This window comes from Falsiroseomonas selenitidurans (genome assembly GCF_012103215.1).
Lineage (GTDB): Bacteria > Pseudomonadota > Alphaproteobacteria > Acetobacterales > Acetobacteraceae > Falsiroseomonas > Falsiroseomonas selenitidurans.
This window is the reverse complement of record NZ_JAAVNE010000002.1, coordinates 48,503-74,734: the sequence shown is the minus strand read 5'-3', so window position 1 is coordinate 74,734 and position 26,232 is coordinate 48,503. Positions and strand designations below refer to the sequence as shown.

General features: G+C 70.3%; 29 protein-coding genes and 1 pseudogene. 22 read left to right on the top strand and 8 right to left on the bottom strand.

All coding sequences use genetic code 11. The features are described from left to right. Positions 1 to 9 precede the first annotated feature (9 nt). The 4 genes from HEQ75_RS01890 to HEQ75_RS01875 are packed head-to-tail and all read left to right on the top strand — an operon-like array spanning position 10 to position 3,309. Positions 10 to 525, top strand: coding sequence for a TRAP transporter small permease (locus tag HEQ75_RS01890; protein ID WP_235961186.1), 516 nt, complete (start codon positions 10 to 12; stop codon positions 523 to 525). Beyond that, positions 522 to 1,817 carry a TRAP transporter large permease gene (locus HEQ75_RS01885; RefSeq protein ID WP_168027224.1) on the top strand — a complete coding sequence of 432 codons (1,296 nt, stop codon included), beginning with the start codon at positions 522 to 524 and terminating at the stop codon, positions 1,815 to 1,817. The genes HEQ75_RS01890 and HEQ75_RS01885 overlap by 4 nt, the downstream gene beginning before the upstream one ends. Next, complete coding sequence (locus HEQ75_RS01880) at positions 1,814 to 2,755, top strand: hypothetical protein (RefSeq protein WP_168027223.1); 942 nt, start codon at positions 1,814 to 1,816, stop codon at positions 2,753 to 2,755. The genes HEQ75_RS01885 and HEQ75_RS01880 overlap by 4 nt, the downstream gene beginning before the upstream one ends. Before the next feature lie 35 nt (positions 2,756 to 2,790). Beyond that, complete coding sequence (locus tag HEQ75_RS01875) at positions 2,791 to 3,309, top strand: MaoC family dehydratase (RefSeq protein WP_168027222.1); 519 nt, start codon at positions 2,791 to 2,793, stop codon at positions 3,307 to 3,309. An 18-nt stretch (positions 3,310 to 3,327) separates the two neighbouring features. Here the strand turns inward: HEQ75_RS01875 and HEQ75_RS01870 are convergent, their stop codons facing one another. Further along, entirely contained in the window at positions 3,328 to 4,116 is a 789-nt protein-coding gene (locus HEQ75_RS01870; protein ID WP_168027221.1) for an IclR family transcriptional regulator, read from the bottom strand. A 69-nt stretch (positions 4,117 to 4,185) separates the two neighbouring features. Here HEQ75_RS01870 and HEQ75_RS01865 point away from each other — a divergent pair, with 69 nt between their 5' ends. Next, the gene (locus HEQ75_RS01865) at positions 4,186 to 5,157 is read left to right on the top strand and encodes a Bug family tripartite tricarboxylate transporter substrate binding protein (protein ID WP_168027220.1); all 972 of its coding nucleotides are present in this window, start codon (positions 4,186 to 4,188) and stop codon (positions 5,155 to 5,157) included. A gap of 25 nt (positions 5,158 to 5,182) precedes the next feature. Then, positions 5,183 to 5,878, top strand: a complete 696-nt coding sequence (locus HEQ75_RS01860) for an RraA family protein (RefSeq protein WP_168027219.1) — start codon at positions 5,183 to 5,185, stop codon at positions 5,876 to 5,878. Here the strand turns inward: HEQ75_RS01860 and HEQ75_RS01855 are convergent. Then, entirely contained in the window at positions 5,871 to 6,197 is a 327-nt protein-coding gene (locus HEQ75_RS01855; protein ID WP_168027218.1) for an NIPSNAP family protein, read from the bottom strand. The two genes, HEQ75_RS01860 and HEQ75_RS01855, sit on opposite strands and share 8 nt — an antisense overlap. A 119-nt stretch (positions 6,198 to 6,316) precedes the next feature. On the opposite strand from HEQ75_RS01855, the gene HEQ75_RS01850 reads away from it, so the two are divergent. Both HEQ75_RS01850 and HEQ75_RS01845 read left to right on the top strand, forming a co-directional pair. Continuing rightward, positions 6,317 to 7,603, top strand: a complete 1,287-nt coding sequence (locus HEQ75_RS01850) for an NCS2 family permease (RefSeq protein ID WP_168027217.1) — start codon at positions 6,317 to 6,319, stop codon at positions 7,601 to 7,603. Positions 7,604 to 7,823: 220 nt separating this feature from the next. Further along, positions 7,824 to 9,194 (top strand): calcium-binding protein, encoded by a 1,371-nt coding sequence (locus HEQ75_RS01845; protein ID WP_168027216.1) that lies wholly within the window; start codon positions 7,824 to 7,826, stop codon positions 9,192 to 9,194. A 158-nt stretch (positions 9,195 to 9,352) separates the two neighbouring features. On the opposite strand, the gene HEQ75_RS01840 is transcribed toward HEQ75_RS01845, so the two are convergent. Both HEQ75_RS01840 and HEQ75_RS01835 read right to left on the bottom strand, forming a co-directional pair. Beyond that, positions 9,353 to 9,937, bottom strand: a complete 585-nt coding sequence (locus tag HEQ75_RS01840; protein ID WP_209318297.1) for a calcium-binding protein — start codon at positions 9,935 to 9,937, stop codon at positions 9,353 to 9,355. Between the two features lie 169 nt (positions 9,938 to 10,106). Next, positions 10,107 to 10,442: a DUF962 domain-containing protein gene (locus tag HEQ75_RS01835; protein ID WP_168027215.1), complete on the bottom strand. Its 336-nt coding sequence runs from the start codon at positions 10,440 to 10,442 to the stop codon at positions 10,107 to 10,109. Between the two features lie 81 nt (positions 10,443 to 10,523). Between HEQ75_RS01835 and HEQ75_RS01830 the strand changes: the two genes are divergently transcribed. From HEQ75_RS01830 to parE, 3 genes are all read left to right on the top strand, one after another. Then, on the top strand, positions 10,524 to 12,137 hold the full coding sequence (locus tag HEQ75_RS01830) for an MFS transporter (protein ID WP_168027214.1): 1,614 nt from the start codon (positions 10,524 to 10,526) through the stop codon (positions 12,135 to 12,137). A 62-nt stretch (positions 12,138 to 12,199) separates the two neighbouring features. Further along, the gene (gene dps, locus HEQ75_RS01825; RefSeq protein WP_168027213.1) at positions 12,200 to 12,688 is read left to right on the top strand and encodes a DNA starvation/stationary phase protection protein Dps; all 489 of its coding nucleotides are present in this window, start codon (positions 12,200 to 12,202) and stop codon (positions 12,686 to 12,688) included. A gap of 82 nt (positions 12,689 to 12,770) precedes the next feature. Then, positions 12,771 to 14,819 (top strand): DNA topoisomerase IV subunit B, encoded by a 2,049-nt coding sequence (gene parE, locus HEQ75_RS01820; protein WP_168027212.1) that lies wholly within the window; start codon positions 12,771 to 12,773, stop codon positions 14,817 to 14,819. Positions 14,820 to 14,837: 18 nt separating this feature from the next. Here parE and HEQ75_RS01815 read toward each other — a convergent pair whose 3' ends face one another. Both HEQ75_RS01815 and HEQ75_RS28040 read right to left on the bottom strand, forming a co-directional pair. Further along, complete coding sequence (locus HEQ75_RS01815; protein WP_168027211.1) at positions 14,838 to 15,443, bottom strand: hypothetical protein; 606 nt, start codon at positions 15,441 to 15,443, stop codon at positions 14,838 to 14,840. A gap of 167 nt (positions 15,444 to 15,610) precedes the next feature. Continuing rightward, positions 15,611 to 16,270 (bottom strand): annotated as a pseudogene (locus tag HEQ75_RS28040) (TerC family protein); the annotation flags it as partial. Between the two features lie 176 nt (positions 16,271 to 16,446). On the opposite strand from HEQ75_RS28040, the gene purB reads away from it, so the two are divergent. The 11 genes from purB to HEQ75_RS01755 all read left to right on the top strand — a co-directional run bounded on the left by purB (position 16,447) and on the right by HEQ75_RS01755 (position 24,808). Next, entirely contained in the window at positions 16,447 to 17,781 is a 1,335-nt protein-coding gene (gene purB / locus HEQ75_RS01805) for an adenylosuccinate lyase (protein ID WP_168027209.1), read from the top strand. Positions 17,782 to 17,892: 111 nt separating this feature from the next. Continuing rightward, positions 17,893 to 18,210: a hypothetical protein gene (locus HEQ75_RS01800; protein ID WP_168027208.1), complete on the top strand. Its 318-nt coding sequence runs from the start codon at positions 17,893 to 17,895 to the stop codon at positions 18,208 to 18,210. Between the two features lie 16 nt (positions 18,211 to 18,226). Next, positions 18,227 to 18,967, top strand: coding sequence for an NRDE family protein (locus HEQ75_RS01795; RefSeq protein ID WP_168027207.1), 741 nt, complete (start codon positions 18,227 to 18,229; stop codon positions 18,965 to 18,967). A gap of 149 nt (positions 18,968 to 19,116) precedes the next feature. Then, positions 19,117 to 19,881 (top strand): phosphoribosylaminoimidazolesuccinocarboxamide synthase, encoded by a 765-nt coding sequence (gene purC / locus HEQ75_RS01790; protein ID WP_168027206.1) that lies wholly within the window; start codon positions 19,117 to 19,119, stop codon positions 19,879 to 19,881. Beyond that, positions 19,878 to 20,117 (top strand): phosphoribosylformylglycinamidine synthase subunit PurS, encoded by a 240-nt coding sequence (gene purS / locus HEQ75_RS01785; protein WP_168027205.1) that lies wholly within the window; start codon positions 19,878 to 19,880, stop codon positions 20,115 to 20,117. Before purC ends, purS begins: the two co-directional genes overlap by 4 nt. Positions 20,118 to 20,123: 6 nt before the next feature. Continuing rightward, on the top strand, positions 20,124 to 20,351 hold the full coding sequence (locus HEQ75_RS01780) for a hypothetical protein (RefSeq protein WP_168027204.1): 228 nt from the start codon (positions 20,124 to 20,126) through the stop codon (positions 20,349 to 20,351). Positions 20,352 to 20,370: 19 nt separating this feature from the next. Next, positions 20,371 to 21,069: a phosphoribosylformylglycinamidine synthase subunit PurQ gene (gene purQ / locus HEQ75_RS01775; protein ID WP_168027203.1), complete on the top strand. Its 699-nt coding sequence runs from the start codon at positions 20,371 to 20,373 to the stop codon at positions 21,067 to 21,069. A 79-nt stretch (positions 21,070 to 21,148) separates the two neighbouring features. Further along, positions 21,149 to 23,356: a phosphoribosylformylglycinamidine synthase subunit PurL gene (purL, locus tag HEQ75_RS01770; protein WP_168027202.1), complete on the top strand. Its 2,208-nt coding sequence runs from the start codon at positions 21,149 to 21,151 to the stop codon at positions 23,354 to 23,356. Continuing rightward, positions 23,356 to 23,589 carry a BolA family protein gene (locus tag HEQ75_RS01765; protein WP_168027201.1) on the top strand — a complete coding sequence of 78 codons (234 nt, stop codon included), beginning with the start codon at positions 23,356 to 23,358 and terminating at the stop codon, positions 23,587 to 23,589. Before purL ends, HEQ75_RS01765 begins: the two co-directional genes overlap by 1 nt. Positions 23,590 to 23,617: 28 nt before the next feature. Then, the gene (gene grxD, locus HEQ75_RS01760; protein WP_168027200.1) at positions 23,618 to 23,956 is read left to right on the top strand and encodes a Grx4 family monothiol glutaredoxin; all 339 of its coding nucleotides are present in this window, start codon (positions 23,618 to 23,620) and stop codon (positions 23,954 to 23,956) included. 18 nt (positions 23,957 to 23,974) lie between these two features. Further along, positions 23,975 to 24,808, top strand: a complete 834-nt coding sequence (locus HEQ75_RS01755; protein WP_168027199.1) for an alpha/beta family hydrolase — start codon at positions 23,975 to 23,977, stop codon at positions 24,806 to 24,808. On the opposite strand, the gene HEQ75_RS01750 is transcribed toward HEQ75_RS01755, so the two are convergent. Next, a complete protein-coding gene (locus HEQ75_RS01750; protein ID WP_168027198.1) occupies positions 24,803 to 25,378 on the bottom strand; it encodes a BPSL0067 family protein in 576 nt (191 codons plus the stop codon). The two genes, HEQ75_RS01755 and HEQ75_RS01750, sit on opposite strands and share 6 nt — an antisense overlap. Positions 25,379 to 25,528: 150 nt before the next feature. Next, positions 25,529 to 26,146 carry a 30S ribosomal protein S4 gene (rpsD, locus tag HEQ75_RS01745; protein ID WP_168027197.1) on the bottom strand — a complete coding sequence of 206 codons (618 nt, stop codon included), beginning with the start codon at positions 26,144 to 26,146 and terminating at the stop codon, positions 25,529 to 25,531. Positions 26,147 to 26,232 lie beyond the last annotated feature (86 nt).

The following is a 26,232-nucleotide window of genomic DNA, read 5'->3' as shown; positions in this document are numbered from 1 at the left end:
ATGGGCCTGATGTTGCGCACGGTGGACGCGCTGTGCACGGCCGGCGCCTGGGTCGCGGCGGTCTCCGCCGGCCTGCTGGCGCTGATGCTGATCCTGGAGGTCGTGGCCACCAGCTTCCTGGACTGGTCGCAGCCCTGGGCGGTGGAATACGCGATCTACCTGCAGTGCTTCGTGCTGTTCTGCGGCAGCGGCTGGACGCTGCGCCAGGGCGGGCATATCCGCGTCGCCGTGCTGCTGCAGGGCCTGCCGCCGGCGGCGGCGCGGCTGCTCGACATGGCCGGCTGCGTCTTCGCCATCGGCATGATCGGCTTCGCCAGCACCACGCTGTGGCAGCAATTGCTGCGCAGCCATGATTTCGGCTCCACCTCCTATTACCCGATGGCGACGCCGGTCTGGATGCCGCAGGCATTGCTGACGCTGGGCGTCACGCTGCTGCTGCTGGCCTTCTGCGCCAGGCTGGTGCGCCTGCTGCGGCATGAGGCCCCGGATGCCGGGCCGGGCCTGCCCCACGGAGGCGTCGAATGACCGCACCGCTGCTGCTCGTGCTCGGCATGCTGGTGGCGACGCTTGCCGGCGGCGTCTGGGTCGGTGTCGCGCTGATGTCGATTGGCGTCGTCGCGCTGGATGTGTTCCGCGACATGCGGGTGGACCGCTTCCTGGCCGGCGACATCTGGTCCAGCGCCACGGCGGTGGAGCTGGTGACGCTGCCGCTGTTCATCCTGATGGGCGAGATCCTGTTCCATACGCGGCTTTCGGAGAACCTGTTCAAGGGCCTCTCGCCCTGGACGCGGCGGCTGCCGGGGCGGCTGCTGCATGTGAACGTGCTGGGCTGCACGCTGTTCGCCGCCGTCTCCGGCAGCAGCGCCGCCACCACGGCGACCGTCGGGCGCATCACGCTGCAGGAATTGCTGTCGCGCGGCTACGACCGCCGCCTGGCGGTGGGCTCCCTGGCCGGGGCCGGCACGCTGGGCTTCCTGATCCCGCCCTCCATCCCGATGATCGTCTATGGCGTCGTCGCCGATGTCTCGATTCTCGAACTGTTCATGGCGGGCCTGGTGCCAGGGCTGGGCCTGGCGCTGCTGTTCATGGGCTACATCGCGGTCCGCGCGCTGCGCGACCCGGCGCTGGTGCCGCCGCAGGAGGCGCCCATCGCCTGGCCGGATGCGCTGCGGGCGCTGCTGCAATTGCTGCCGATCGGCTTCCTCATCAGCTTCATCATGGGCAGCCTGTATTTCGGCTTCGCCAGCATCACGGAAGCCGCGGCCATCGGCGTGCTGGGCGCGCTGCTGGTGGCTGTCGCGCAGCGCACGCTGACGCTGGCCGGGCTGTGGGGCGCGCTGATGGGCACGGTGAAGACCTGCTCCATGATCGGGCTCATCATCGTCGGCGCGCTGTTCCTGTCCAAGGCCATGGCGCGGCTGGGCCTGCCGGCGGATGTGGCCAACGCCATCCAGTCCTGGGGGCTGCACCCTTTTGCGCTGATCTTCGTGCTGCTGCTTTTCTACCTGGCGCTGGGCTGCATCCTGGACGGGCTTTCGGCCATCGTCATGACCCTGCCGGTGACCCTGCCGCTGGCGGTCGCCGCGGGATTCGACCCGATCTGGTTCGGCGTCTTCCTTATCATCACCATCGAGATGGCGCAGATCACCCCCCCAGTCGGCTTCAACCTGTTCGTCATCCAGGGGCTGACGAAGGAGAGCATCCTGCGGGTGGCCGGCTATGCGATGCCCTTCTGCATCCTGATGATGGTCTTCACGGCGCTGATCACCGTGTTCCCGCAGATCGTCACCGCGCTGCCGGCCTCGCTGCGCGGGTGATCGCGGCGCTGGGGGCGCTGGTCCGTCGCAACGGGCTGGTGCTGATCGCGGTGGGTGCGGTGGTGGGCGTCGCGCTGCCGGGGCTGGCGGCGGCGACGCGGCCCTGGCTGGTGCCGGTTTCCATCCTCCTGATGCTGTGCGGGCTGCTGCGGATCGAGCCCGCGGCCTTCGGCCAGGTGCTGCGCCGCCCGGCGCTGGCGCTGCTGATCCTCGCCTGGGTGACGCTGGCGGTGCCGCTGCTGGTCTGGCTGGCGCTGGGCGCGGTGCTGCCGGCGGGGTCGGATCTGCTGGCGGCGGCGGTGCTGATGTCCGCCGCGCCCTCCGTCATGTCCGCGGCGGCCTTCGCGCTGCTGCTGGGGGCGGATGCGGCGCTGCTGACGGTGGTGGCCATCCCGTCCAACGCCCTGGCACCGCTGGTGCTGCCGCTGGTGGCCGGGCTGCTCGGCATCGGGGCGGAGGTGGAGCCAGTGGCGATGGCGCAGCGCCTGGCGGTGATGGTGGGCGGCAGCTTCGCCGGCGCCTTCCTGGTGGCCTGGCTGGCCGGGCGGCCGGCGCTGCGCCGCGCGGCGCCGTCCATCGATGCCTGGCTGGTGGCGCTGGTCTCCGTCTCCGCCATCCCCTGCATGGCGGGCGTCGGCCCGGCGCTGGCACAGCGGCCGGCGGCCTTCCTCGGCATGTTCGGCTTTGCGCTGGGGCTGAACCTGGTGCTGCAGGTGCTGGGCTGGCTGGTGTTCCGCCGCGCGCACCTGGCCGGCGCGTTGTCCGCCGCGCTGGTCAGCGGCTCGCGCAACATGGTGCTGCTGCTGGCCGCCCTGGGCGCGCCGGGCGACAGCGACCTGGTGCTGATCGTCGCCGCCGCGCAGCTCAGCCTGTTCATCGTGCCGATGCTGGTCGCTCCCGCCTATCGGGGCCTCGCGCGGCGGCGCGCGGTGCGCTAGGATTTGTCCGGACAAGTTAGGGAGAACACGGCTTCATGGTCCAGACCCACAGTGAGGTGGCGCCGCGCCGCTTCCGCGAAAGCTTCGGCCGCTACTTCGAGGATTTCGTGCCCGGCGACATCTATGAGCACCGCCCCAACCGGACCCTGACGGAGACGGAGAACACCTGGTTCACCCTGCTGACGATGAACCAGCACCCGATGCATTTCGATGCGGAATACGCGAAGCACAGCGAATTCGGCCGCTGCATCATCTGCTCCCCCTTCACCGTCGCGCTGCTGGTGGGGATGAGCGTCAGCGATGTCTCGCAGAAGGCCATCGCCAATCTGGGCTGGAAGGAGATCCGCCTGACCCACCCGCTGTTCGCCGGGGATACGCTGTCCGGCGAAAGCGAGGTGCTGGACAAGCGCGAATCAAGGTCGCGCCCGAATGCCGGCATCGTCAACGTGCGCACCCGCGGCTTCAACCAGGCCGGCGTGCTGGTCTGCGCATTCGACCGCACGATGCTGATCGCCAAGCGCGGCTTCGACGTGGAGGCGAAGGCGAACTACTGAACCGTCGCCCCGGGCGGGTCAGCCGCCCTTGGGCGGCGGGGCGCCGCCCAGCAGCCGCGCCAGGCGGCCCGCCGCCTGGCGCAGCGCGGCCTCCACCGCCGCCAGGCGCGCCGGCGGCTCGTTCGGCAGGTAGGTGACGCTGATCGCCGCGGCGCAGGCGCCATCGGGGCCGGGCACCGGCGCTGCCATCGCGTGCACGCCGGCGGTGTATTCCGCGTGGTCATGCGCCAGACCGTCCTGGCGTGCAGCGTCCAGAATCGCGGCCAGCCGCGCCGGGTCGGTCACCGTGGCCGGGGTGGCGCGCGGCAACGGGCCTTCCAGAAGCGCCGCGCGCGCCGCCGCCGGCATATGCGCCGCCAGGATCTTGCTCGCTGCCCCGGCATGCAGCGGGAAGCGGCGGCCGACATGGGTGGTGATGGAATAGGCGCCCGGCCCCGGCGCCACCGCCACCACCAGCGCCGCCCCGGCATCCAGCACCGAGAGCTTCGCCGTCAGCCGCGCCACCCGCGCCAGATCCGCCAGCACCGGCGCGGCCAGCGTCGGCAGGTCCAGCGCCGGCGGCACGGCGCGGGCATAGGCCAGCAGCCGCGGCCCCGGCACGAAGCCGCCTTCCGCCTGGCGCAGCACCACGCCATGCGCCTCGAAGGAATTGAGGATGCGGTAGACGGTGCTGCGCGGAATGCCGAGCCGCGCCGACATCTCCCGGATCCCGAGCGGCGGCCCCTCCGCGCACAGCAGGTCCAGCAGGTGCAGCGCCCGGTCCACCGCCGGGATCCGGTTGTCCGTGAGATCGGTTGACGTGTCCATGCTGCCTTGGCTAGCCTATTCAGATAAGAACGTCCAGTTCATATTTGAACAAGCCGGGAGGAGATAACCATGCTGTCACGCCGCCTGATCCTGGCCGCGCCCGCTCTGCTGGCCGCGCCACGCGCCTTCGCCCAGGGAACGCCCCCGGCCTTCCCCAGCCGCCCGATCCGCATGGTGGTGCCCTTCCCGCCCGGGGGCGTCAGCGACCTGATGGCCCGCCTGGTCGCTGGCCACATGGAAAAGGCGCTGGGCCAGCCGGTGGTGATCGACCCGAAGCCCGGCGCCGGCGGCAACCTGGCGCTGGACCTGGTGGCGAAGGCGGCGCCGGATGGGCACACGGTCGGCGTCGCCACCGTCTCCGGCCTCGCCATCAACCGGCATCTGTATCGCAGCCTGCCCTTCGACCCGGACCGCGACCTGGCGCCGCTGTCGCTGTTCGCCATAAACCCGAACATGATCCTGGTGCACCCTTCGGTGCCGGCGGAGAATCTGGCGGAGCTGGTGGCCTGGCTGCGCGCCAACCCGGGCACCGCCTTCGCCTCCGGCGGCGTCGGCACCAGCCAGCACCTGGCGGCGGAACTGCTGGGCCAGGCCGCGGGCGTGCCGCTGACGCATGTGCCCTATCGCGGCACGGCCGGGGCCATCGCCGATGTGCAGGCGGGGCGGGTGAAGCTGATGGTGGATGTCGTCGTCACCGGCCTGCAATTCGCCCGCCAGGGCACGCTGCGCGCCATCGCCGTCACCACGCCGCGCCGCCTGCCCCAGGCGCCGGAGCTGCCGACGGTGGCGGAAACCTATCCGGGTTTCGAGGCCACCTCCTGGCTCGGCTTCGTTACCACGGCCGGGGTGCCGGCGCCGATCCTCGACCGTCTGTCCGGCCTGATGGCGGAGGCCGCGAAGCAGCCGGAGATCGCCGGCCGCGTTTCCCAGGGCGGCGCCATCCCGCAGGGCTCGACGCGGGCGGACTTCGCCGCCTTCATCCAGGCCGATGCCGCCCGCTGGGCGCCGGCGGTCCGCGCCTCCGGCGCCCGGGCCGAGTAGGAATGGGCCGCATGAGGATCCGCCGATGACCGCGCTGCTGCCCGCCACCGCCGCCACCGTCACCACGCTGCTGCTGAAGAACCACGGCCTGCGCAACACGGCGGTGCGCGGGCTGCGGCCGAACGATGCGGCGGCCTGCAGCTTCGCCGGCCGCGCCGTGACGCTGCGCTACCTGCCGGTGCGCGACGACCTGCTGGCGGCGCAGAGCCTGTCGAACCCCACGGCACTGATGCATCGCGTGCTGGACCGCGTCGGCCCCGGCGACGTGCTGGTGATCGACGCCCTGGGGCGGGAGGATGCGGGCATCCTGGGCGACGTGATCTGCGCCCGGCTGAAGGTGCAGGGGGTGGCCGGCGTGGTCTGCGACGGCGCGATGCGCGACGTGGCGGAAATCCGCGCCCTCGGCCTGCCGCTGTTCCTGAAGGCGGCCTCGCCGCCGCCTTCCTTCGTGCAGCTCATGCTGCAGGATGTGGACCTGCCGGTGGCCTGCGGCGGCGTCACCGTCTTCCCTGGCGACAGCGTCGTGGCGGACGAGGATGGCGTGGCAATCTGCCCGGCGCATCTGGCGGAGGCCGTGCTGCCCGCGGCCGCGGAGCAGGACCGGGTGGAGCGCTACATCCGCGAACGCGTCCTGCGCGGGGAGAAGCTGAAGGGCCTCTACCCGCCCAATGCGGAAACCAACGCCGCCTATGCGGCCTGGCTCGCCGCCGGCGCTACCTGACGGCGGAAAAGGCGGTGGGCGAGAGGATCAAATTGCTCACCGTCTCGATGATCGGGCCATCCGCCTCGCTTGCCGCCCGCTTGGCCTGCCATTCCGGGTCAGCCTGGAAGGCGGCCCATTTCGCCTCCCGCTCCGCCAGGCTCTCCCACTCCACCAGGTAGTAGAGATCCTGGTTGGAGGGGCCGATCGCCACCGTCCAGAACCCGGCCTGGCGGATGCCGTGCCGGGCCCAGAGGTCCAGCGTCACCGTCTCGAATCGCTTCAGCAGCGCCGGCAGCCGGCCGGTGACGCAGTGGTAGATGCGCAGTTCATGGATCATCGCGGTTCCTCCGATCCACCCAGCCTGCCCGGCGGCGCCGGGGTGATCAATCCGGCTGGACAGCGGGCGCCTGCTGCCTAGGCTGAAAGCCCCCGAAGGCCGCCGGAGTCGCCTGCCGCATGGACCGCCTGTTCCACCTGACCGCACGCGGCACCACGCCGCGGACGGAAATCCTCGCCGGTCTCGCGACCTACCTGACCATGGTCTACATCGTCGTGGTCAATCCCTCGATCATGGCGGCCGCCGGCATCGACCCGGGCGCGGCCTTCGTCGCCACCTGCCTGGCGGCGGCAATCGGCAGCGTGCTGATGGGCGTGCTGGCGAATTTCCCCATCGCGCTGGCGCCCGGGATGGGGCTGAACGCCTATTTCGCCTTCGCCGTGGTCGGCGCCATGGGCATTCCCTGGCAGGTCGCGCTGGGTGCCGTCTTCGTCTCGGGCCTGCTGTTCTTCCTGGTCTCCGTGCTGCGCATCCGGGAATGGCTGGTCAATGGCATCCCGCTGTCGCTGAAGCTCGGCATCGCCGCCGGCATCGGCTTCTTCCTCGGGCTGATCGGGCTGCGCGGCATGGGCGTCGTGGTGGACAATCCGGCGACGCTGGTGGGCCTCGGCCCCTTGTCCACGCCGAGCACGCTGATCGCCTGCGCCGGCTTCGTGCTGATCGCCGGCCTGGTGGCCCGCGCCGTGCCCGGGGCGATCGTGCTGGGCATCCTGGCCACGGCACTGGTCGGCCTGCCCTTCGGGCTGACGGAGTTCCGCGGCATCGCCTCGCTCCCGCCCTCCCTGGCACCGACCTTCCTGCAGATGGACATCGCCGGCGCGCTGGGCATCGGCCTGGTCGGGATCGTCTTCACCTTCTTCCTGGTGGACCTGCTGGACAACACCGGCACGCTGATCGCCACCACGCACCGCGCCGGGCTGATGAACCCGGATGGCTCCGTGCCGCGGCTGGGCCGGGCGCTGATGGCGGATTCGGGCGGCGCGATGCTGGGTGCCGCGCTCGGCACCTCCACCACCGTCTCCTACATCGAGAGCGCGGCGGGCATCCAGGCGGGCGGGCGCACGGGGCTGACGGCGGTGACGGTCGGCGTGCTGTTCCTGCTGACGCTGTTCCTGGCGCCACTGGCCACCAGCATCCCGGCCTTCGCCACGGCGCCGGCACTGGTCTTCGTCGCCTGCCTGATGGCCAAGGGGCTGCAGGACCTGGCCTGGGACGACACCACGGAATACCTGCCGGCGATCCTGACGGCGCTGGCCATGCCCTTCACCTTCTCCATCGCCACCGGCATCGGCCTCGGCTTCATCAGCTACGCGCTGGTGAAGACGGTGGCCGGCCGGGCCGGGCAGGTGCATGGCGCGGTGTGGCTGCTGGCCGCGCTGTCCGTGGTGAAGTTCGCCCTGGCCTGATCCGCGCCCGGCGCGGGTCGGGCGGCAATGGCTCTTGGTTGTTGCGGGGATCGGTCCTGTTCCCGTCGCTTCCGGCGGGTCGGCAATGGCGGCAACGCCTGATGCGGACCCGCAGGAGCGCCCAGGGTGGACTTGCCGGCTCGACAACAGTTTGCAATGTTGTTTCGGCATCCGACTGGCGCTGCTTCCTTGCGCATCGCGGAAGGCGAGGAGGCGCAAGATGGGCAGTGGAGCGACAGAAGGGGCCAAAGCCCTGGAAGATCAAGAACTCCGGGAGGTTACGGGCGGCCTAATTGGTTACCCTGTGGTTATCACTCCTCCGGGGTATGAGCCACCGGTCAACCTGAATGACACGATCGTCGCCCTTGACGGCTATCAGCTTGTCAATTCGGGCGATGGAAACGATGCCATCATGACCGGATCGGGTGACGACATCATCGATGCAGGGAGCGGCGCCGATACGGTCATGGCAGGTGCCGGGAACGACACCATGATCGGCGGGACCGATGCCGATCTGATGTCCGGCGAAAGGGGCAGTGACGTCTTCCTCTGGAGCGTCGGTGACGGGGCGGACACCATCGTCGGCGGCCAGGGCGGGGACACGCTCGTTCTGAAACTGCCCTCCCACATCTCGCTGGAGGATCTGCAGGCTGGCCTCAGCCTGGAGTCCGGCGGCACCGCGGTCATTGAAGACGACCGGATCCGGGTCAGCGGTGCTGGAACCCTGACCGTGGAGGGGACAACCCTGACCATCGTGGACCTCGAATACATCGAGATCTCGCGCTTCTCGGTTGAAGGCCTGGCGGGCAACGACGTCCGCTACGGGCATGACCGTGCGCAGATGATCACCGGCGAGGGCGGTGACGACACCATCGAGGCGGGTGGCGGCAACGATACCGTGTCGGGCGGCGTCGGGGCCGACACCGCCATCTGGTCGCCGGGCGATGGGAACGATGTGTTCTATGGTGGCGAGGGGCAGGACACGCTGTTGCTCAAGCTGCCGGTCTCCTACCCGCTGGAACAGGTTCTTGCGGGGATCGTGATGGCCGAAGGGGCGCCGCCGCCCACCATCGAGGGCGACAGGATCGTGCTGCAGGGCTACGGGACCCTCACCATCGGCAACGAGACGATCCAGTTCGTCGGCGTCGAGTCGATCCGCCTTTCGCCGGTCACGGCCGGCACGGCTGACGACGACCTCATCCTCGGCCGGAGCATCGCCGAGGCGATCTCGGGCGACGCAGGCGACGATACCCTCATCGGCGGCGGCGGCGCGGACCGCATCGACGCCGGCGCGGGGGCCGATCTGATCATCTGGTCGGCGGGCGATGGTTCGGACACGATCGACGGCGGCGCGGGCCTCGGCATCGATACGCTTCGCCTGGAGGATACGGGCCTTCTGACCCCGGCCGACCTGATCGCGGCCATGACACTGCCGCCGGGCCAGGTCGCCCCCGTCATCATGGCGGATGGGCGCCTGCAGGTGGCCGGCATCACCGGAAGCATCACGGTGCAGGGGCAGACCATCCACTTCACCAACCTCGAATACATCGAGCTTGGTGGGTACATGTACTTCGAAGGCCGGGGCGGCTGAGCGGGTTGATCCAGTCCTCCGACGCATCCTTCAGGGGATGCGCCGCACGGTGACCCGAAGTGGCATGGCCGCAAGGCCAGCCCGCCGCAGGCGCAGCGAGGCAAGTGCCGCGCGGACGATCAACCGCAGGGAGGTCACAGACCTCCAGGCGATGGGCCTCAGGTGATGTCGATGGCGTCGTTAAGGCCGGCCAGCAGGTCGGCCTTGGTGATGCCCTGCAGCGTGATGCTGTCGCCATTGCCGAAGCTGATGACGGCGGAGCCGCCGACCTCGGTGATGTAGGGCGCCAGATCGGCCGGCTGGGCGATGCCGCTGCCGTTGATACCGGCCTTGATCTCCAGCACATCCTGCGACAGGTCGAAATCGGTGATGATGTCATCGCCGAAATTGTTGGCGTCGTAGACGAAGACATCCTCGCTCGAGGACCCGTCGCCATCGCCAGTCAGCAGATCGTCGCCGCGGCCGCCCTTCAGCACGTCCTTGCCGTCGCCGCCGACCAGCGTGTCATGGCCGGACCCGCCATCCAGCGTGTCGCGGGAAGCTTCGCCGAAGATCCGGTCGTTGCCGGACCCGGCATAGACCAGGTCCTTCCCGGAGCCCGCATGGACCGTGTCGTTGCCGCCGCCGGAGGAGACGGTGTCATCCCCATCCTTGGCGTTGATGTTGTCGTTCCGGCCACCGGACATGGTCGTGTCGATGGTGTCGTCATGGTCCGTGCCGTGGATGGAGGCATAGCCGGTCATGACGTTGGTCCTCAATAGGGGTCAGGGGGACCGCGATCGATCCCTTTCAGCGAGGTTAATCCTATAAATGAGATTTAGCGGACGTCAACCATTTTTCGGCCCTGAGCCGTGCATTTTCGATAATTTGCGGTGATTACATTAATTGAGACGTTTGATCACGGGGACCCGGTCAGTCCGCCACGCCCGCACGCCGCAGCTCCGCCGTCAGCCCGCCGGTCAGCATCAGCCAGGCCATGCGCAGGTCGCTGGCCAGCGACCACAGCGGATGCCCGAAGGTGGCCGGGCGGTTGCCCTCGATGAACAGATGCGAGGCCCAGGCGGCGCCATAGCCCACCAGCACCGCCGCCGCCGCCAGCCAGGGCTGCCCGGCCAGCACCGCCCAGCCCAGCAGGGCCAGACCCGCCAGCGTGCCCGCCCCATGCACCAGCCTGGTGCGAGGCCGGGCGTGCTGGCGCAGATAGTACAACCAGAAATCCGCGTAGCCGGGGAAGCGGGGCTCTGCCATGGCCTGCCTTCTAGCATTGCCGCGGCACCGGGGTCAGCTTTGCGCTTCCAACCGTGGCCGGCGCCAGCCACCCTGTAGCCGATGCAGCTTCCATCCGCCCTGACCCCGCTCCGCCACCCCGCCTTCCGGCTGCTCTGGCTGGCGAACCTGTGCAGCAACACCGGCATGTGGATGCAGAACACCGGTGCGGGCTGGCTGATGACCTCCCTCGCCCCCTCCCCGCTCATGGTCAGCATGGTGCAGGTGGCCAGCCTGCTGCCGGTGTTCCTGCTGGCCCTGCCGGCCGGCGCGCTGGCCGATATCGTGGACCGCCGCCGCTACCTGATCTTCGCCCAGGCCTGGATCGCCGCCGCCGGGTCGCTGCTGGCGATCCTGGCCTGGACCGGCAGCCTCGGGCCCTGGGGGCTGGTGGCGCTGACCTTCGCCATCGGCGTCGGCACCGCCATGAACTCCCCCGCCTGGGCGGCGACGACGCCGGAGACGGTGCCGCGGCAGGACCTGACGGGCGCCATCGTGTTGAACGGCATCGGCTTCAACCTGGCCCGCACCGTCGGCCCGGCGATCGGCGGCTTCACCGTCGCGGCGGCGGGGGCGGAGGCGACCTTCGCGCTCAATGCCCTGTCCTTCCTGGCGGTCATCGTCGCCCTGCTGCTGTGGAAGCGGGATGAACCGCGCGCCAGCCTGCCGAAGGAGCATTTCCTGTCGGCGATCCGCGCCGGGCTGGGCTACACCCGCGCCAGCCCGGTGCTGCGCGGCATCATGCTGCGCGGCTTCATCTTCTTCCTCTTCGCCGCGGCGCTGTGGGGCCTGCTGCCGCTGCTGGTGCGCCAGCAGCTGGGCCTCGGCCCCGAGTGGTTCGGCATCATGCTGGCGGCGATGGGCATCGGCGCGGTGGGGGCGGGCTTCCTGCTGCCCACGCTGCGCGCCCGGCTTGACCGCGGCCGCACCGTGACCGCCGCCGGGCTGCTCACCGGCGCCGCGCTGGTGCTGCTGGGCCAGGCGCAGCATTGGACGGTGGCGATGGGGGCCATGCTGCTCTACGGCGTCGGCTGGCTGGCCGGTGCTTCAACCCTGCAGGCCGCGGCGCAGCTTTCGGTACCCTCCTGGGTCCGGGCGCGCGCCATCGGCATCTACCAGCTGGTCACCTTCGGCGGGCTGACCATCGGCGCGGCGCTGGGCGGCTGGGGCGGCGAGACCTTCGGCATCGGCTATGCGATGGGCCTGTCCGGGGCGCTGTGCGCCATCGGTGCCCTGCTGGTGCGCCGCTTCGCCATCGAGCCGCCGGCGGCCGAGGCCGCGCCGCCCGCCGCCGACGCCCCCGCCATGCCGCGGCCGGAGCCGGCGGCGCAGAGCCTGGCCGCGCTGCTGAACGAGGAAAGCGGCCGGGTGCTGGAGGTGGTGCGCTACCACATCGACCCCGCCGACCGCGCCGCCTTCCTCGCCGCCATGGGCGCCTGCCGGGCGGCCAGGCTGCGCAGCGGCGCGCTCGGCTGGCGACTCTACGAGGACGTGGCCCACCCCGAACGCTGGGTGGAGCTGTGGCTGGTGGAAAGCTGGACGGAACACCTGCGGGAGGAAGGGCGGATGACGGAATGGGACCGCCTGGTGCTGGCCCGCGCCGCCGCCCTGCACCGCGGCGCCCTGCCGCCGGAGGCCTCGCGCTACCTCAATGTCATGCCGGGCATGCCGGACTGACGGGATGCAACGAAGCGCCGCCTCGCTACGTTAGCGGCGACGCAACAGCATTGGAGACACCCATGGCCAAGTCCGCCCCGACGACGCAGAACGACCTGCAGGGCAATGTGCGTTCCACCTCCATCGAGGTGCTGCAGGCCTGCCTGACCGATGGCATCGACCTCTACAACACCACCCGCCAGGCGCATTGGAACGTGAAGGGCCCGAACTTCCACGGCCTGCACACCATGTTCGAGGAATTCTACACCCAGCTCGCCACCGATATCGATGAGCTGGCGGAGCGCATCGTGCAGCTTGGCGGCACCGCCACCGGCACCAGCCAGTCCGTCGCCGCCGACACCCGCCTGCCGGCCTACCCGACCGAGCTGCGCGTCGGCGCGGACCACCTGGCGGCGCTGATCGAACGCTACGCCCTGGTCGCCAAGGCGGTGCGCGAGGGAATCGACACCACCGACGATGCCGGCGACGCCGACACCGCGGACATCCTGACCGGCATCTCCAAGAACCTCGACAAGGCGCTGTGGATGCTGGAAGCCTCGGCGGAGAGCTGAGCCGCGGGCCGGGCTCGCCCGGCCCCTTTGTTGTGCTGGCTCCGGCCCGCGTCTATGTTGGGCCGGAATCAGAGAACACAGCATGAACGACCTATTCAAGGCCGGCCGCGCTGCCGCGAAGCCCCTCGAAAAGGCCAGCGACAAGCCGGCCGGCAAGCCCGCCGGGCGCCCGCCCCTGCAGCCCGGCGCCCCGCCGGAGTCGGACTATTCCGCCAAGGACATCGAGGTCCTGGAGGGGCTGGAGCCGGTGCGGCGCCGCCCCGGCATGTATATCGGCGGCACGGATGAGGGCGCGCTGCACCATCTGGCCGCCGAAATCCTGGACAACGCCATGGACGAGGCGGTGGCAGGCCATGCCGACCGCATCGAGGTGACGCTGGAAGCGGGCAACTGGCTGACGGTGCGCGACAATGGCCGGGGCATCCCGGTGGACCCGCATCCGCGCTTCCCGAAGCTGTCGGCGCTGGAGGTGATCCTCACCACGCTGCATTCCGGCGGCAAATTCTCCGGCAAGGCCTATGAGACCTCCGGCGGCCTGCACGGCGTCGGCTCCTCCGTCGTCAATGCGCTGGCGGCGCGGATGGAGGTGGAGGTGGCGCGCGACCGCACGCTGTATGCGCATGCCTTCGAACGCGGCAAGCCGGTGCAGACGCTGAAGACCGTGGGGCCGGTGCACAACCGCCGCGGCACGCAGGTGCGCTTCCAGCCGGACCCGGAGATCTTCGCCGCCCTGGCCTTCAGCGCCACGCGGCTGCACCGGCTGTGCCGCTCCAAGGCCTATCTGTTCCGCGGCGTCGAGATCCGCTGGTCCTGCGACCCCGCCCTGGTCGCCGGCAGCGACACGCCGGCGCAGGCGGTGCTGCATTTCCCCGGCGGGCTCTCGGACTTTCTGGCCGCCTCGATCGAGGGGCGCGCCCCGGTGGTGCCCAGCCCCTGGGCCGGCGAGGCCACCTTCCCGGACGGCGCCGGCCGCGTCGAATGGGCGGTGACCTGGCTCGACCACGGCGACGGCTTCCTCTCCACCTACGCCAACACCATCCCCACGCCGCAGGGCGGCACGCATGAGGCCGGGCTGCGCGCCGCGCTGGTGAAGGGGCTGCGCGCCTATGGCGAGCTGAAGAAGGAGCGCCGCGCCGCCAATGTGACGGCAGAGGACCTGCTCGGCGGCCTGGCCGGCATGCTCTCCGTCTTCGTGCGGGACCCGCAATTCCAGGGCCAGACCAAGGACCGGCTGACCAGCCCGGAGGCGGCGCGGCTGGTGGAAGCGGCGCTGCGCGACAATTTCGACCATTGGCTGGCCGGCGACCCGGGCCGTGCCGACAACCTCCTCGCCTGGTGCATCGAACGCGCCGAGGACCGCATACGCCGGCGCGAGCAGAAGGAAACGCCGCGCAAATCCGCCACCCGCAAGCTGCGCCTGCCCGGCAAGCTGGCCGATTGCGCGCGCGAAGGCGTCGATGGGACCGAGCTGTTCCTGGTGGAGGGAGACAGCGCCGGCGGCTCCGCCAAGCAGGCGCGGGACCGGGAGACGCAGGCGGTGCTGCCGCTGCGCGGCAAGATCCTGAACGTCGCCAGCGCCAGCGCCGACAAGCTGCGCCAGAACCAGGAGCTGCGCGACCTGATCGAGGCGCTGGGCTGCGGCGCCGGGGACCGCTTCGACCTCGGCAAGCTGCGCTACGGCCGCATCGTCATCATGACGGACGCCGATGTGGACGGCGCGCATATCGCCGCCCTGCTGATGACCTTCTTCTACAAGGAATTGCCCGAGCTGGTGCGCCAGGGCCGCCTGTTCCTGGCCCAGCCGCCGCTGTTCCGCCTGCAGGCGCAGGGCAAGACCGTCTATGCCCGCGACGATGCGGACCGGGAGCGGCTGCTGAAGAAGGAATTCAAGCCGAACCAGAAGGTGGATGTCAGCCGCTTCAAGGGCCTGGGCGAGATGCCGCCGGCCTCCCTGAAGGAAACCACCATGGACCCGAAGCGCCGCACCCTGCTGCGCGTCGTGCTGCCGGCGGAGGACCGGAAGTTCACCGCCGACCGGATCGAGGAGCTGATGGGCCGACGCCCGGAACTGCGCTTCCGCTTCATCCAGGACAATGCGGCGAAGCTGGACGAGGAGGCGGTGGACGCCTGAGCGCCCCGCCGCCCCCCTTCATCCCCGCGCCGCCTGGGCGATCCCCACCACGAAGGGCATCGGGTCCACCGGCCGCACCTGGCGGCCCGGGGAGGTCACCTGCACCTTGAGGAAATGCCCCGCGGCCGCGCCGACGCAAAGCAGCGTCTGCACCGGCTGCCGGCCATAGGTGCCTTGCAGCCGGGCGCATTGCAGCGGTGCCTGGCCCGGCACCGCCAATTCGCTGCGCTCGGTCGCCGCCATCGTCTGGCTGGTTCGGCGATCCGCCATCGCCAGGGCTTCCTCCACCGCGCGGGTGAATTCCGCCTGCACTGCCGGGGCGCCGATATCCTGCGGCACCGCGGCCTGGCCGCGGTCATAGAGGCTGACGGTGGCGACGGCGCTGCGGGCCGGCCCGGCATAATCCACCGCCACGCCCAGACCCGGCCGCTCGCGCTCATGCCAGACGGTATCGCCACGGACGAAGCTGGCGGATTCAGCCGGCAGCCGCCCGGCCAGCTCCTCCAGCGTCGGCCTCGTGCCGATCCGGCCGGTCTGGGCCCCCGGTCCCTGATCCGCCTCGGTGCAGGCGCCGAGGAGGCCGGCGAGGCCCAGCAGGGCCAACCCCAGGCGCCTGCCGCGCATCAACGATGGTCCCGACGCGTCACCTGGCGGGTCAGGTCGACCATCAGCGTGGCGACGATGGCCAGCACCGCCACCTGGAACACCGTGGCCATCACCCAGAGGCCGATGGGGAAGACGCCGGGCACCGCCATCCAGCCCAGCGGCAGGAACAGGTAGCCATAGGCCTCCGGCACCGTCGCCGCGACCTGGTGCGTGCCCTCCACGATCATGGAGATGGCGACGTAGAGAATGACGAGCAGGCCGATCCAGGCGATCCAGCGATGCTTTCCGAGCAGCCGCGCGATCAGCGTCGCGGCGACGCCCATCAGCACCACGCTGAAGGCCAGGCCGATGATCAGGATGTAGGGATGGTCCTTCGCGGCGCCCGCCACCGCGAGCACGTTGTCGAGGCTCATGGACACGTCGGCGACCAGGATCTGGATGATCGCCTGGCGCAGCGTCTTCCGCGGCGCGCCCGTGGCAGCACCGTTTTCCAGGGCCTCCACGCCGTCCTGCTGCTCGACCCCGTTCTCGTGGCCGCCTTCCCGCAACTCGCGGTACATCTTCCAGCAGACCCACAGCAGCAGGACGCCGCCCGCGAGCACGATGCCGACGATGGAAAGAAGCTGGACGGTGATCGAGGCGAAGGCGATGCGCATGACCGTCGCCGCGATGATGCCCCAGAAGATCGCCTTCCTGCGCTGGTCGGCCGGCAGGCCCGCCGCCGCCATGCCGACGACGATCGCGTTGTCGCCTGCCAGGACGATGTCGATGAACAGAACTGTGACGAGTGGCACCACCCATTCCGGGAAGTTCGTCTCGACGAAGACCAGGAGCCAATCGGGCATGCGACGTATTACTCCAGGCAGGTGGTTTTGACCTGCTTTACGCCAACGGGCGACGGACCGGAAGACCCGGGCGGGACCGCCGCGGGCAGGGTGCGCGCTTGCCAAATGCCGCCCGCCCACGCCAAACCGGGGCGTCTGGGCCGCCCAGGCCGCAGCCACGAAGGACGCCACCCCGCATGGTCCCCCGCTACAGCCGACCGGAAATGGTCGCCATCTGGTCGCCGGAAGCCCGCTTCCGGATCTGGTTCGAGATCGAGGCGCTGGCGGCGGAAGCCATGGCCGAACTCGGCACCATCCCGGCCCCGGCCGCGGCCGCGATCCGCCGCGGCGGGGCGGCCAGGGTCGCGGACATCACCGCCGCCGACCTGGAGCGGATCGACGCCATCGAGCGCGAGACGCGGCACGACGTCATCGCCTTCCTCACCTGGCTGGGCGAGGGCATCGGGCCGGAGGCGCGCTTCCTGCACCAGGGCATGACCAGCAGCGACGTGCTGGACACCTGCCTGGCCGTGCAGATGACCCGCGCGGCGGATCTGCTGATCGCCGACATCGATGCGCTGCTGGCGGCGCTGCGCGACCGGGCGGAGGAATTCCGCCACACGCCGACCATCGGCCGCAGCCACGGCATCCATGCGGAACCGACCACCTTCGGCCTGAAGCTGCTGGGCCACCTGGCCGAGTTCCAGCGCCACCGCGCCCGCCTCGTGGCCGCCCGCGCCGAGGTCGCCACCTGCGCCATCAGCGGCCCGGTCGGCACCTTCGCCAGCGTCGATCCGCGGGTGGAGGCGCATGTGGCGGCCAGGCTCGGCCTGGCGGTGGAGCCGGTCTCCACCCAGGTGATCCCGCGCGACCGCCACGCCGCCTTCTTCTGCGCCCTGGCCGTGGTGGCCAGCGGGGTGGAGCGGCTGGCGACGGAGGTCCGCCACCTGCAGCGCTCCGAGGTGCGGGAGGCGGAGGAGTTCTTCCACGCCGGCCAGAAGGGCAGCAGCGCCATGCCGCACAAGCGCAACCCGGTGCTGAGCGAGAACCTGACCGGCCTCGCCCGCCTCGTGCGCGGCTATGCCATGCCGGCGCTGGAGAATGTGGCGCTATGGCATGAACGCGACATCAGCCATTCCAGCGTGGAGCGGGTGATCGGCCCGGATGCCACCATCACGCTGGATTTCGCGCTGATGCGCCTGACCGGGATGATGGCGAAGCTCACCGTCTATCCGGAGCGCATGGCGGAGAATCTGGCCAGCCTGGGCGGCGTGGTGCATTCGCAGAAGGTGCTGCTGGCGCTGACCCAGGCGGGGCTGAGCCGCGAAGCCTCCTATGCCGCCGTGCAGCGCGCCGCCATGGCCACCTGGCAGGCGCTGGGCAAGCCGGGGGCGAGGGATTTCCGTGCCAACCTGCTGGCGGACCCGGAAGTCGCCGGCTGCATGAGCGCGGAGGCGCTGGACAAGGCGATGGATCCGGCGCGGGACTTCGTGCATGTGGATGCGACCTTCCGCCGGGTGCTCGGAAGCTGAAGCGCGGTGGCAGGACAGTCTCGCGCGTCCGTCATCGGCACAAGGCGCGAATGCCCCTGTCCTGCCACAACTCCTTCCTAGGTAAAGCGAAAGGGAAGGAGCCTTGCCGTCATGCATTTCGTGAAGAAGATCATGCCGCTTCTGGCCGCTGGCCTGTTCCTGGCCGGCGCCAGCCCCGCCACTGCCGCCACACCCGATGCCGTGGTGCTGGTCGATTGGAAGCCGCGTGGTTACCACCAGGGCCATCGCGGGCCGCCGCCGCGGCATTTCCGCGGGCCGCCGCCGCGCCACTACCGGCCGCTGCCGCCCCGCGGCTGGTACGGGCCGCCGCCGGTCTACTACGCGCCGCCGCCGCGCTATTGGCGCCCGGCACCGCGCTACTATCGGCCGGCCCCGGCGCCGGGGGTCGGTCTGTACTTCCGCTTTTGAAGGATTTCCCGCCCGCTTGTGCACGCTGATCCTGTTGTTCCGGCCCGGGCACCCCTGGCCCGTGCTGGTCGCCGCCAACCGGGATGAGCGGCTGGACCGCCCCTGGGACGCGCCCGCCGCGCATTGGCCGGAGGAGCCGGGCACGGTGGGCGGGCGCGACCGCAGCGCCGGCGGCACCTGGATGGCGCTCGGCGCCACCGGCGTGCTGGGGGCGGTGCTGAACCGGCCGGGCAGCCTGGGGCCGGCGCCCGGCAAGCTTTCGCGCGGCGCCCTGCCGCTGCTGGCGGCACGGCAGGCCGCGGCGGCGGCGGCGGCCGAGGCGATCGGGCGGCTGGATGCCGGGCTCTACCGGCCGTTCAACCTGGTGGTGGCGGACCACCGCGCCGCCTTCTTCCTGCGCGGGCTGGGCGAGGGTTCGCCGCAGATCGTGCCGCTGCCGCCCGGCATCAGCATGGTGACGGCGCATGACCCGAACGACACCACCAGCCCGCGCACCCGCCGCCACCTGCCCCGCTTCCGCGCCGCCCCGCCGCCTGACCCGGATGCCGGCGACTGGCAGGGGTGGGAGGCGCTGCTGGCCGATGACCGGCAGGGCGAGGCCGGCGTCGCGGAGACGCTGCGCGTGCCGCCCACCGGGGGCTTCGGCACGGTCTGCGCCAGCCTGCTGGCGCTGGGCGCGGCGGGGCAGCGCCTCTGGCGCTTCTGCCCGGCCCCGCCCGGCCGCGCGGCCTTCGCCCCGGTGGACCTGCCTGGCTGAGATGGCGCTGGCCAGGCAGGCCAGGCCGCCGCGCCCGGCGTGGCGGACCGGCCACCGCCCTGCTATAGCACCGCCACATACCGGGCCGCCGCGGCCTGTCGTCCCGCGCGCCCGTCCTGGGGCAGCGGCAGTCGAGGAGTTCCAGCACCATGGCGCGCCGCCGTCAGCTCTACGAGGGCAAGGCCAAGATCCTGTTCGAGGGCCCCGAGCCGGGCACCCTGGTGCAGTATTTCAAGGACGATGCCACCGCCTTCAATGCCCAGAAGAAGGGCACGATCACCGGCAAGGGCGTGCTGAACAACCGCATCAGCGAATACCTGATGATGAAGCTGGCCGAGATCGGCATCCCGACCCACTTCATCCGCCGCCTGAACATGCGCGAACAGCTGATCCGGGAGGTGGAGATCATCCCCCTCGAGATCGTCATCCGCAATGTGGCGGCCGGCAGCCTGGCCACCCGCCTGGGCATCCAGGAAGGCACGCGCCTGCCGCGCTCCATCCTGGAATACTACTACAAGAACGATGCGCTCGGCGACCCGATGGTGTCGGAGGAGCACATCACCTGCTTCGGCTGGGCCGCGACGCAGGACCTGGACGACATGGTTGCCCTGGCGCTGCGGGTGAACGACTTCCTCACCGGCCTGTTCCTCGGCGTCGGCATCACCCTGGTCGACTTCAAGCTGGAATTCGGCCGGCTGTACGAGAATGACGAGATGCGGATCGTCCTGGCGGATGAGATCAGCCCGGATAATTGCCGGCTGTGGGACGTGAAGACCGGCGAGAAGATGGACAAGGACCGCTTCCGCCGCGACCTCGGCAAGGTCGAGGAAGGCTACCAGGAAGTGGCCAAGCGCCTGGGCATCCTGCCGGAAGCCGGGGTGCGGGACATGAAGGGGCCGGAGACGGTTCAATGAAGGCACGCGTCACCATCATGCCCAAGGCGGGCGTGCTCGACCCGCAGGGCAAGGCCATAGGCCACGCCCTGGGATCCCTGGGCTTCGACGGCGTGGGCGAGGTTCGCGCCGGCAAGGTGATCGAGCTGGAACTGGCCGAGACCGACCCCGCCAAGGCCCAGGCGGCGGCCGAGGCGATGGCGCGGCGCCTGCTGGCCAATACGGTGATCGAGAGCTTCCGGGTGGAGCTGGCTTAGCCCGCGATGGTCAAGGCCTCGCTGCTTTTCATGGTGGTGCTGACAGTGCTGATCGCCACCGGGCTGCGCTGGCGCGAACAGCGCCTGCCGCTGGTGGCGAAGCAGAAGCGCCTGGGCCTGGTGGCGCGCGGCAAGAAGGGCCTGGACCGCTGGGTGACCGCGGCCGCCCTGGCGGCGCTGGCCACGCTGCTGGTGCTGGGCGGGTTGCAATGGCTCAACGTCTGGCAGGGCTGAGACGAAAGAGGGTGCTGGCATGAAGGCTGCGATCGTCGTCTTCCCGGGAACCAACCGCGAGCGGGACATGGCCATCGCGCTGGAACGCGCGACCGGCCGCAAGCCCGCCCTGCTGTTCCACCGGGAGACCGAGCTGCCCGCCGGGACCGACCTGGTGGTGCTGCCCGGCGGCTTCTCCTATGGCGACTACCTGCGCTGCGGCGCCATGGCGGCGCAGTCGCCGGTGATGCAGGCGGTGAAGCGCTTCGCCGCGGGCGGCGGCCATGTGCTGGGCGTCTGCAACGGCTTCCAGATCCTGTGCGAGGCCGGGCTGCTGCCGGGCGCGCTGCTGCGCAACGCCGCGCTGCGCTTCCTGTCCATGGACTGCCACATGCGGGTGGAACGCGCCGGCACGCCCTTCACCGCGCATTGGCAGCAGGGCGCGGTGTTCCGCGCCCCCATGGCGCATGGCGACGGCAATTTCTTCGCCGATGACGAGACCCTGGCACGGCTGAACGGCGAGGGCCTGGTGGCCTTCCGCTACTGCACCCCTGCGGGCGAGGTCACGCCTGCGGCCAACCGCAACGGCGCCCGCGACAACATCGCCGGCATCCTCTCCCCCAATCTGCGCCTCTGCGGCCTGATGCCGCATCCGGAGGATCTGGTGGATCCGCTGATGGGCGGGGAGGACGGGCTGCCGCTGTTTACCAGCCTTCTGGACCAGTTCGCCTCCGCCTGAGGCCCCTGCCCCGCGCGCCGTGCGGCACCTGCGGCGGGGCGAAACGATGCGACCCATGCCGCCCGGAGCCTCCGCCGCAATGCAGCTTCTGCCCGCCGACCGCGCCGCCCAGCTTGCCGCCGAGTTCGGCCTCAAACAGGACGAATACGCGCGGGTGCTCGCCATCCTCGGCCGCGCGCCGTCGCTGACCGAGCTCGGCATCTTCTCCGTCATGTGGTCGGAGCACTGCTCCTACAAATCCTCCCGCTACTGGCTGCGCACTTTGCCCACCAAGGCGCCCTGGGTGATCCATGGCCCCGGTGAGAATGCCGGCGTGATCGACATTGGCGACGGGCTGGCCGCCATCTTCAAGATGGAAAGCCACAACCACCCCTCCTTCATCGAGCCCTACCAGGGCGCCGCCACCGGCGTCGGCGGCATCCTGCGGGATGTCTTCACCATGGGGGCGCGGCCGATCGCGAACCTCAACGCGCTGCGCTTCGGCCACCCCGACGCACCGCGGATGAAGCGGGTGATCGATGGCGTGGTGCGCGGCATCGGCGGCTACGGCAATTGCGTCGGCGTGCCGACGGTGGGCGGCGAGGTGAATTTTCATTCCGCCTACAACGGCAACCCGCTGGTCAATGCCATGACAGTCGGCATCGCGCCGCGCGACCGCATCTTTCTCTCGGCGGCGGCGGGGCTGGGCAATCCGGTGGTCTATGTCGGCTCCAAGACGGGGCGGGACGGCATCCACGGCGCCACCATGGCCAGCGCCGAATTCTCCGCTGATTCCGAGGAGAAGCGCCCCACCGTCCAGATCGGCGACCCCTTCGTGGAGAAGCTGCTGATCGAGGCCTGCCTTGAGCTGATGGCCACCGACATGATCGTCGCCATCCAGGACATGGGCGCGGCCGGCCTGACCAGCAGCAGCGTGGAAATGGCCGGCAAGGGCGGCGTCGGCATCGAGCTGGTGATGGAGAACGTGCCCCAGCGCGAAGCCGGCATGACCGCCTATGAGATGATGCTCTCCGAATCCCAGGAGCGCATGCTGATGATCCTGAAGCCCGGCCGCGAGGCCGAGGCCGAGGCGATCTTCCGCAAGTGGGAACTCGATTTCGCCGTCATCGGCCACCTGACCGACACCGGCCGCATCGTCATCCGCCACCACGGCGTGCTGGAAGCCGACATCCCCCTGGCGCCCCTGGAATCCGAGGCGCCGCTGTACCAGCGCCCGACCGCGGAGACGCCGAAGCAGCCCGTGCTGGACGCGGCCGATATCGACGCCCCGATCGGGGCCCTGCCGGCGCTCGAAAAGCTGGTCGGCAGCCTCGACCTCTGTTCGCGCCGCTGGATCTGGGACCAGTATGACAGCACCGTCGGCGGCCAGACCGTGCAGCGCCCGGGCGGCGCCGATGCCGCCGTGGTGAAGCTGGAAGGCCTGCCCCGCGCCCTGGCGATGACCACGGATTGCACGCCGCGCTACTGCCAGGCGGACCCGGAGGCAGGCGGCGCCCAGGCGGTGGCGGAGGCCTGGCGCAACCTGACCGCCGTGGGCGCCCGGCCGCTGGCCATCACCGACAACATGAACTTCGGCAACCCCGAAAAGCCCGAGATCATGGGCCAGTTCGCCAGTGCCGTGCGCGGCATGGCCGCCGCCTGCCTGGCGCTGGATTTCCCGGTCGTGAGCGGCAATGTCTCGCTCTACAACGAAACCCAGGGCCGCGGCATCCTGCCCACCCCGGCCATCGGCGGCGTCGGCGTGCTGGAGGATGCGGCCCAGGCGGTCGGCCTCGCGCTGCGCCCGGGGCTGGACCTGGTGCTGGTCGGCGCCACCGCCGGCTGGCTCGGCCAGTCGCTCTGGCTGCGCGAGATCGCGGGGCGGGAGGAAGGCGCGCCGCCGCCGGTGGATCTGGCGGCGGAACGGCGGCACGGCGATTTCGTCCGCGCGCAGATCCTCTCCGGCGCCGTCGCCGCCTGCCACGACTGCGCCGATGGCGGGCTGCTGGTGACGGTGGCGGAAATGGCCATGGGCGGCGCCACCGGCGCCACCCTGGCCGCGCCGCCGGCCGGCATCGCGCCGCATGGCTGGTGGTTCGGCGAGGACCAGGGCCGCTACGTGCTGGCGGTGGCCGATGGCGCGGCGCTGCTGGCCGCCGCGGCGGCGGCCGGCGTGCCGGCCCTGGCGCTCGGCTGCAGTGGCGGCGGGGACTTGGTTCTGGCCGATGGCTCCTCCATATCCGTGGCCAGGCTGGTCGCGGCGCATGAGGCGACGCTGCCGGCGCTGATGCAGGGGGATGCGGGCTGATGGCGATGGAGCAGGCGGAGATCGCGGCGCTGATCAAGGCGGCGCTGCCCGATGCCCAGGTGACGATCGAGGACCTGGCCGGCGATGGCGACCATTACGCCGCCACCGTGGTGTCCTCCGCCTTCAAGGGCATCAGCCGCGTCAAGCAGCACCAGCTTGTCTATGCCGCCCTGCAGGGCCGGATGGGGGGTGCGCTGCACGCCCTGGCGCTGCAGACTTCAGCCCCCGAGTGAACCCGCTTCCGACCAGGGACCCGCCACGATGAGCAACCCCACCTTCGACCGTATCCAGAGCGAGATCACCGCCACCCCGGTTGTGCTGTTCATGAAGGGCACGCCGGTGTTCCCGCAATGCGGCTTCTCCGCCCGGGTGGTGCAGATCCTGTCGCACGTCGGCGTGCCCTTCAAGGGCGTGAACGTGCTGGAGGACATGGAGATCCGCGAGGGCATCAAGGCCTTCGCCAACTGGCCGACCATCCCGCAGCTCTACGTCAAGGGCGAGTTCGTCGGCGGCTGCGACATCGTGACGGAGATGTTCCAGTCCGGCGAGCTGCAGACGCTGCTGGAAGACAATGGCGTGATGCCGAAGGCGACCGCCTGAGCCTCTGCGGCGGCGGCCTTGCTGGCGGTTGAGGGGAAGGCGCTGCGGCCCTTCCTGGCCAGCCCGGACCACCTGCTGTTCGCACTGCGCCTGCCGGTCCGGCGGCTGGAATGGCGGGGCGGTGTCCTCGGCCTGGAGCTGATCCAGGCCGGGGCAGCGACGCCCCTGCCCCTGGAGGGGCTGCCGGGCGCCTCCCCGCTGCGGCACGGCCATGGCAGGGCGGTGCTGGTGGTGCGGCCCGCCGCGCCCGCCATGCCGACGGCGGAGCGCCTGATCTTCCTCAGCGGCGATTCACGCCCCAAGGACGCGGATTTCCACCATCGGCTGCGCGCCGCCCTGCCGCCCTACCTGGCCGATCGCGTCGAATCCGAGGGCGCCGAGACCGGCATCCCGCCGGAACAGGCCCTGCCGCGCAGCCTTGAGGAGCGCCTGGACTGGCTGACGCGCCTGGTGGAGGCGGCGCCGGACCCCGGGCGCCTGGTGCTGATGGGCCGCTCCTCCGGCGCCCGAATCGCCAGCCTGGTGGCGGAACGGCGGTTGGTTCGCGGCGTGGTCTGCCTCGGCTACCCCTTCCGCCACCCGCTGGGCCCGCCGGACCAGCCGGACCGCTACCGGCACCTGCCGCGGCTGCGCACGCCCCTGCTGCTGATGCAGGGCCTACGCGACCCCTATGGCGGCGCCCAGGTGCCGGAGCGCTACGGCTTGCCGGACAAGGCGCGCCTGGTGCTGCTGGACACCGACCATGGCTTCCGCGGCGAACCACCGGTCTGGGGGCGGGTGGCGCGGGAGATCCTGCTGTTCCTGGGGCACGAGGCCGGTGACGGGCAGCAACCGGCCCAGCAGGCCCTATGAAGCGCAGAGCGTCACGACGTACCAATCCTTCGTCGTGATATCGACGACATGCGTCTTCGCCTTCTGCTCGGTCTTCTTCGCCGCGCTTTTCCATTGATCCAGGATCGTGGCCTTGGACCCGGTCGAGGACACCAGGATCGCGACATGGTTGCCGGAGGAGAGGCTGGCGTATTTGCCCTCCGCATCGAAGCCGTAGCCGATGACCGTCCCGGCTGCGAGGCCGGCGATGCTGGTCTCCGTCACCTTCTCCGCCTTGCACCAGCGGGATGCCTTCGTCTTCCAGTCCTTGGTCGCACCCAGGGCTGGCACGGCCGCCTTGACGAGCGCCACGCATTGGCCGCTGCCCGCATCCGCGCCGGAACTCACGAAGCCATCTGCATCCGCCATCTTCAGGATCTCCTCGGCGGATTTCGGGGAGACATAGGGCTTGCCCGGCTGATTGATCTGCTTGGCCGTGTTCTGCTGCTGCAGCAGCCCGCAATGCCAGGCGGCGAAGCTGCCGCCATGGGCGCGGTAGACATAGCCGAGAAACGAGTTTCCACACATGACACTGTCGATCGACCAGGACATAGGGATCGCCTCGGTTCTTGAGCTGGTTTCCAGGAAACGCGACAAGGCTACCGCGAGTCTGGGGCGAGCCGATAGGCGAATCGGTACGCAACAAAAAAGCGCCGGCCCCTTGCGGGACCGGCGCTTTGCCGGGGGCCAGAGCCCGACCGATCAGCGCGAGTAGAACTCGACCACGAGGTTCGGTTCCATCTGCACCGGATAGGGCACGTCCGACAGCTTCGGCGCCCGCAGGATCCGGCCGCGCATCGCGCGGTGGTCCACCTCGATGTATTCCGGCACGTCGCGCTCGCCGGACTGCGCGGCATCCAGCACGCAGGTCAGCTGCTTGGACTTGTCCTTCACCTCGATCACATCCGTGTCCTTCACCAGGTAGGACGGGATGTTCAGGCGCTTGCCGTTGATCAGCACATGGCCGTGGTTGACGAACTGGCGCGCGGCGAAGGGCGTCACCGCCAGCTTCATGCGGTAGATGATGGTGTCCAGCCGGCGCTCCAGCAGCTCGATCAGGTTCTCCGAGGTGTCGCCCTTCCGGCGCACGGCTTCCTCGTAGTACTTGCGGAACTGCTTCTCGCCGATGTTGCCGTAGTAGCCCTTCAGCTTCTGCTTCGCCATCAGCTGCACGCCGAAGTCGGTCGGCTTCTGCTTGCGGCGCTGCCCGTGCTGGCCGGGGCCGTATTCGCGCTTGGCGATCGGGGACTTGGCGCGACCCCAGAGGTTCACGCCGAGACGGCGATTGATCTTGTACTTGCTTTCCGCGCGCTTGGTCATGCGCTGCTCCTGCCCGGCATCCTTGCGGGTCGCCGGTTCTTCCTTGTGCCGGCACCCTTGGGGGCATCGCGGCGGGTTGTCCCGGT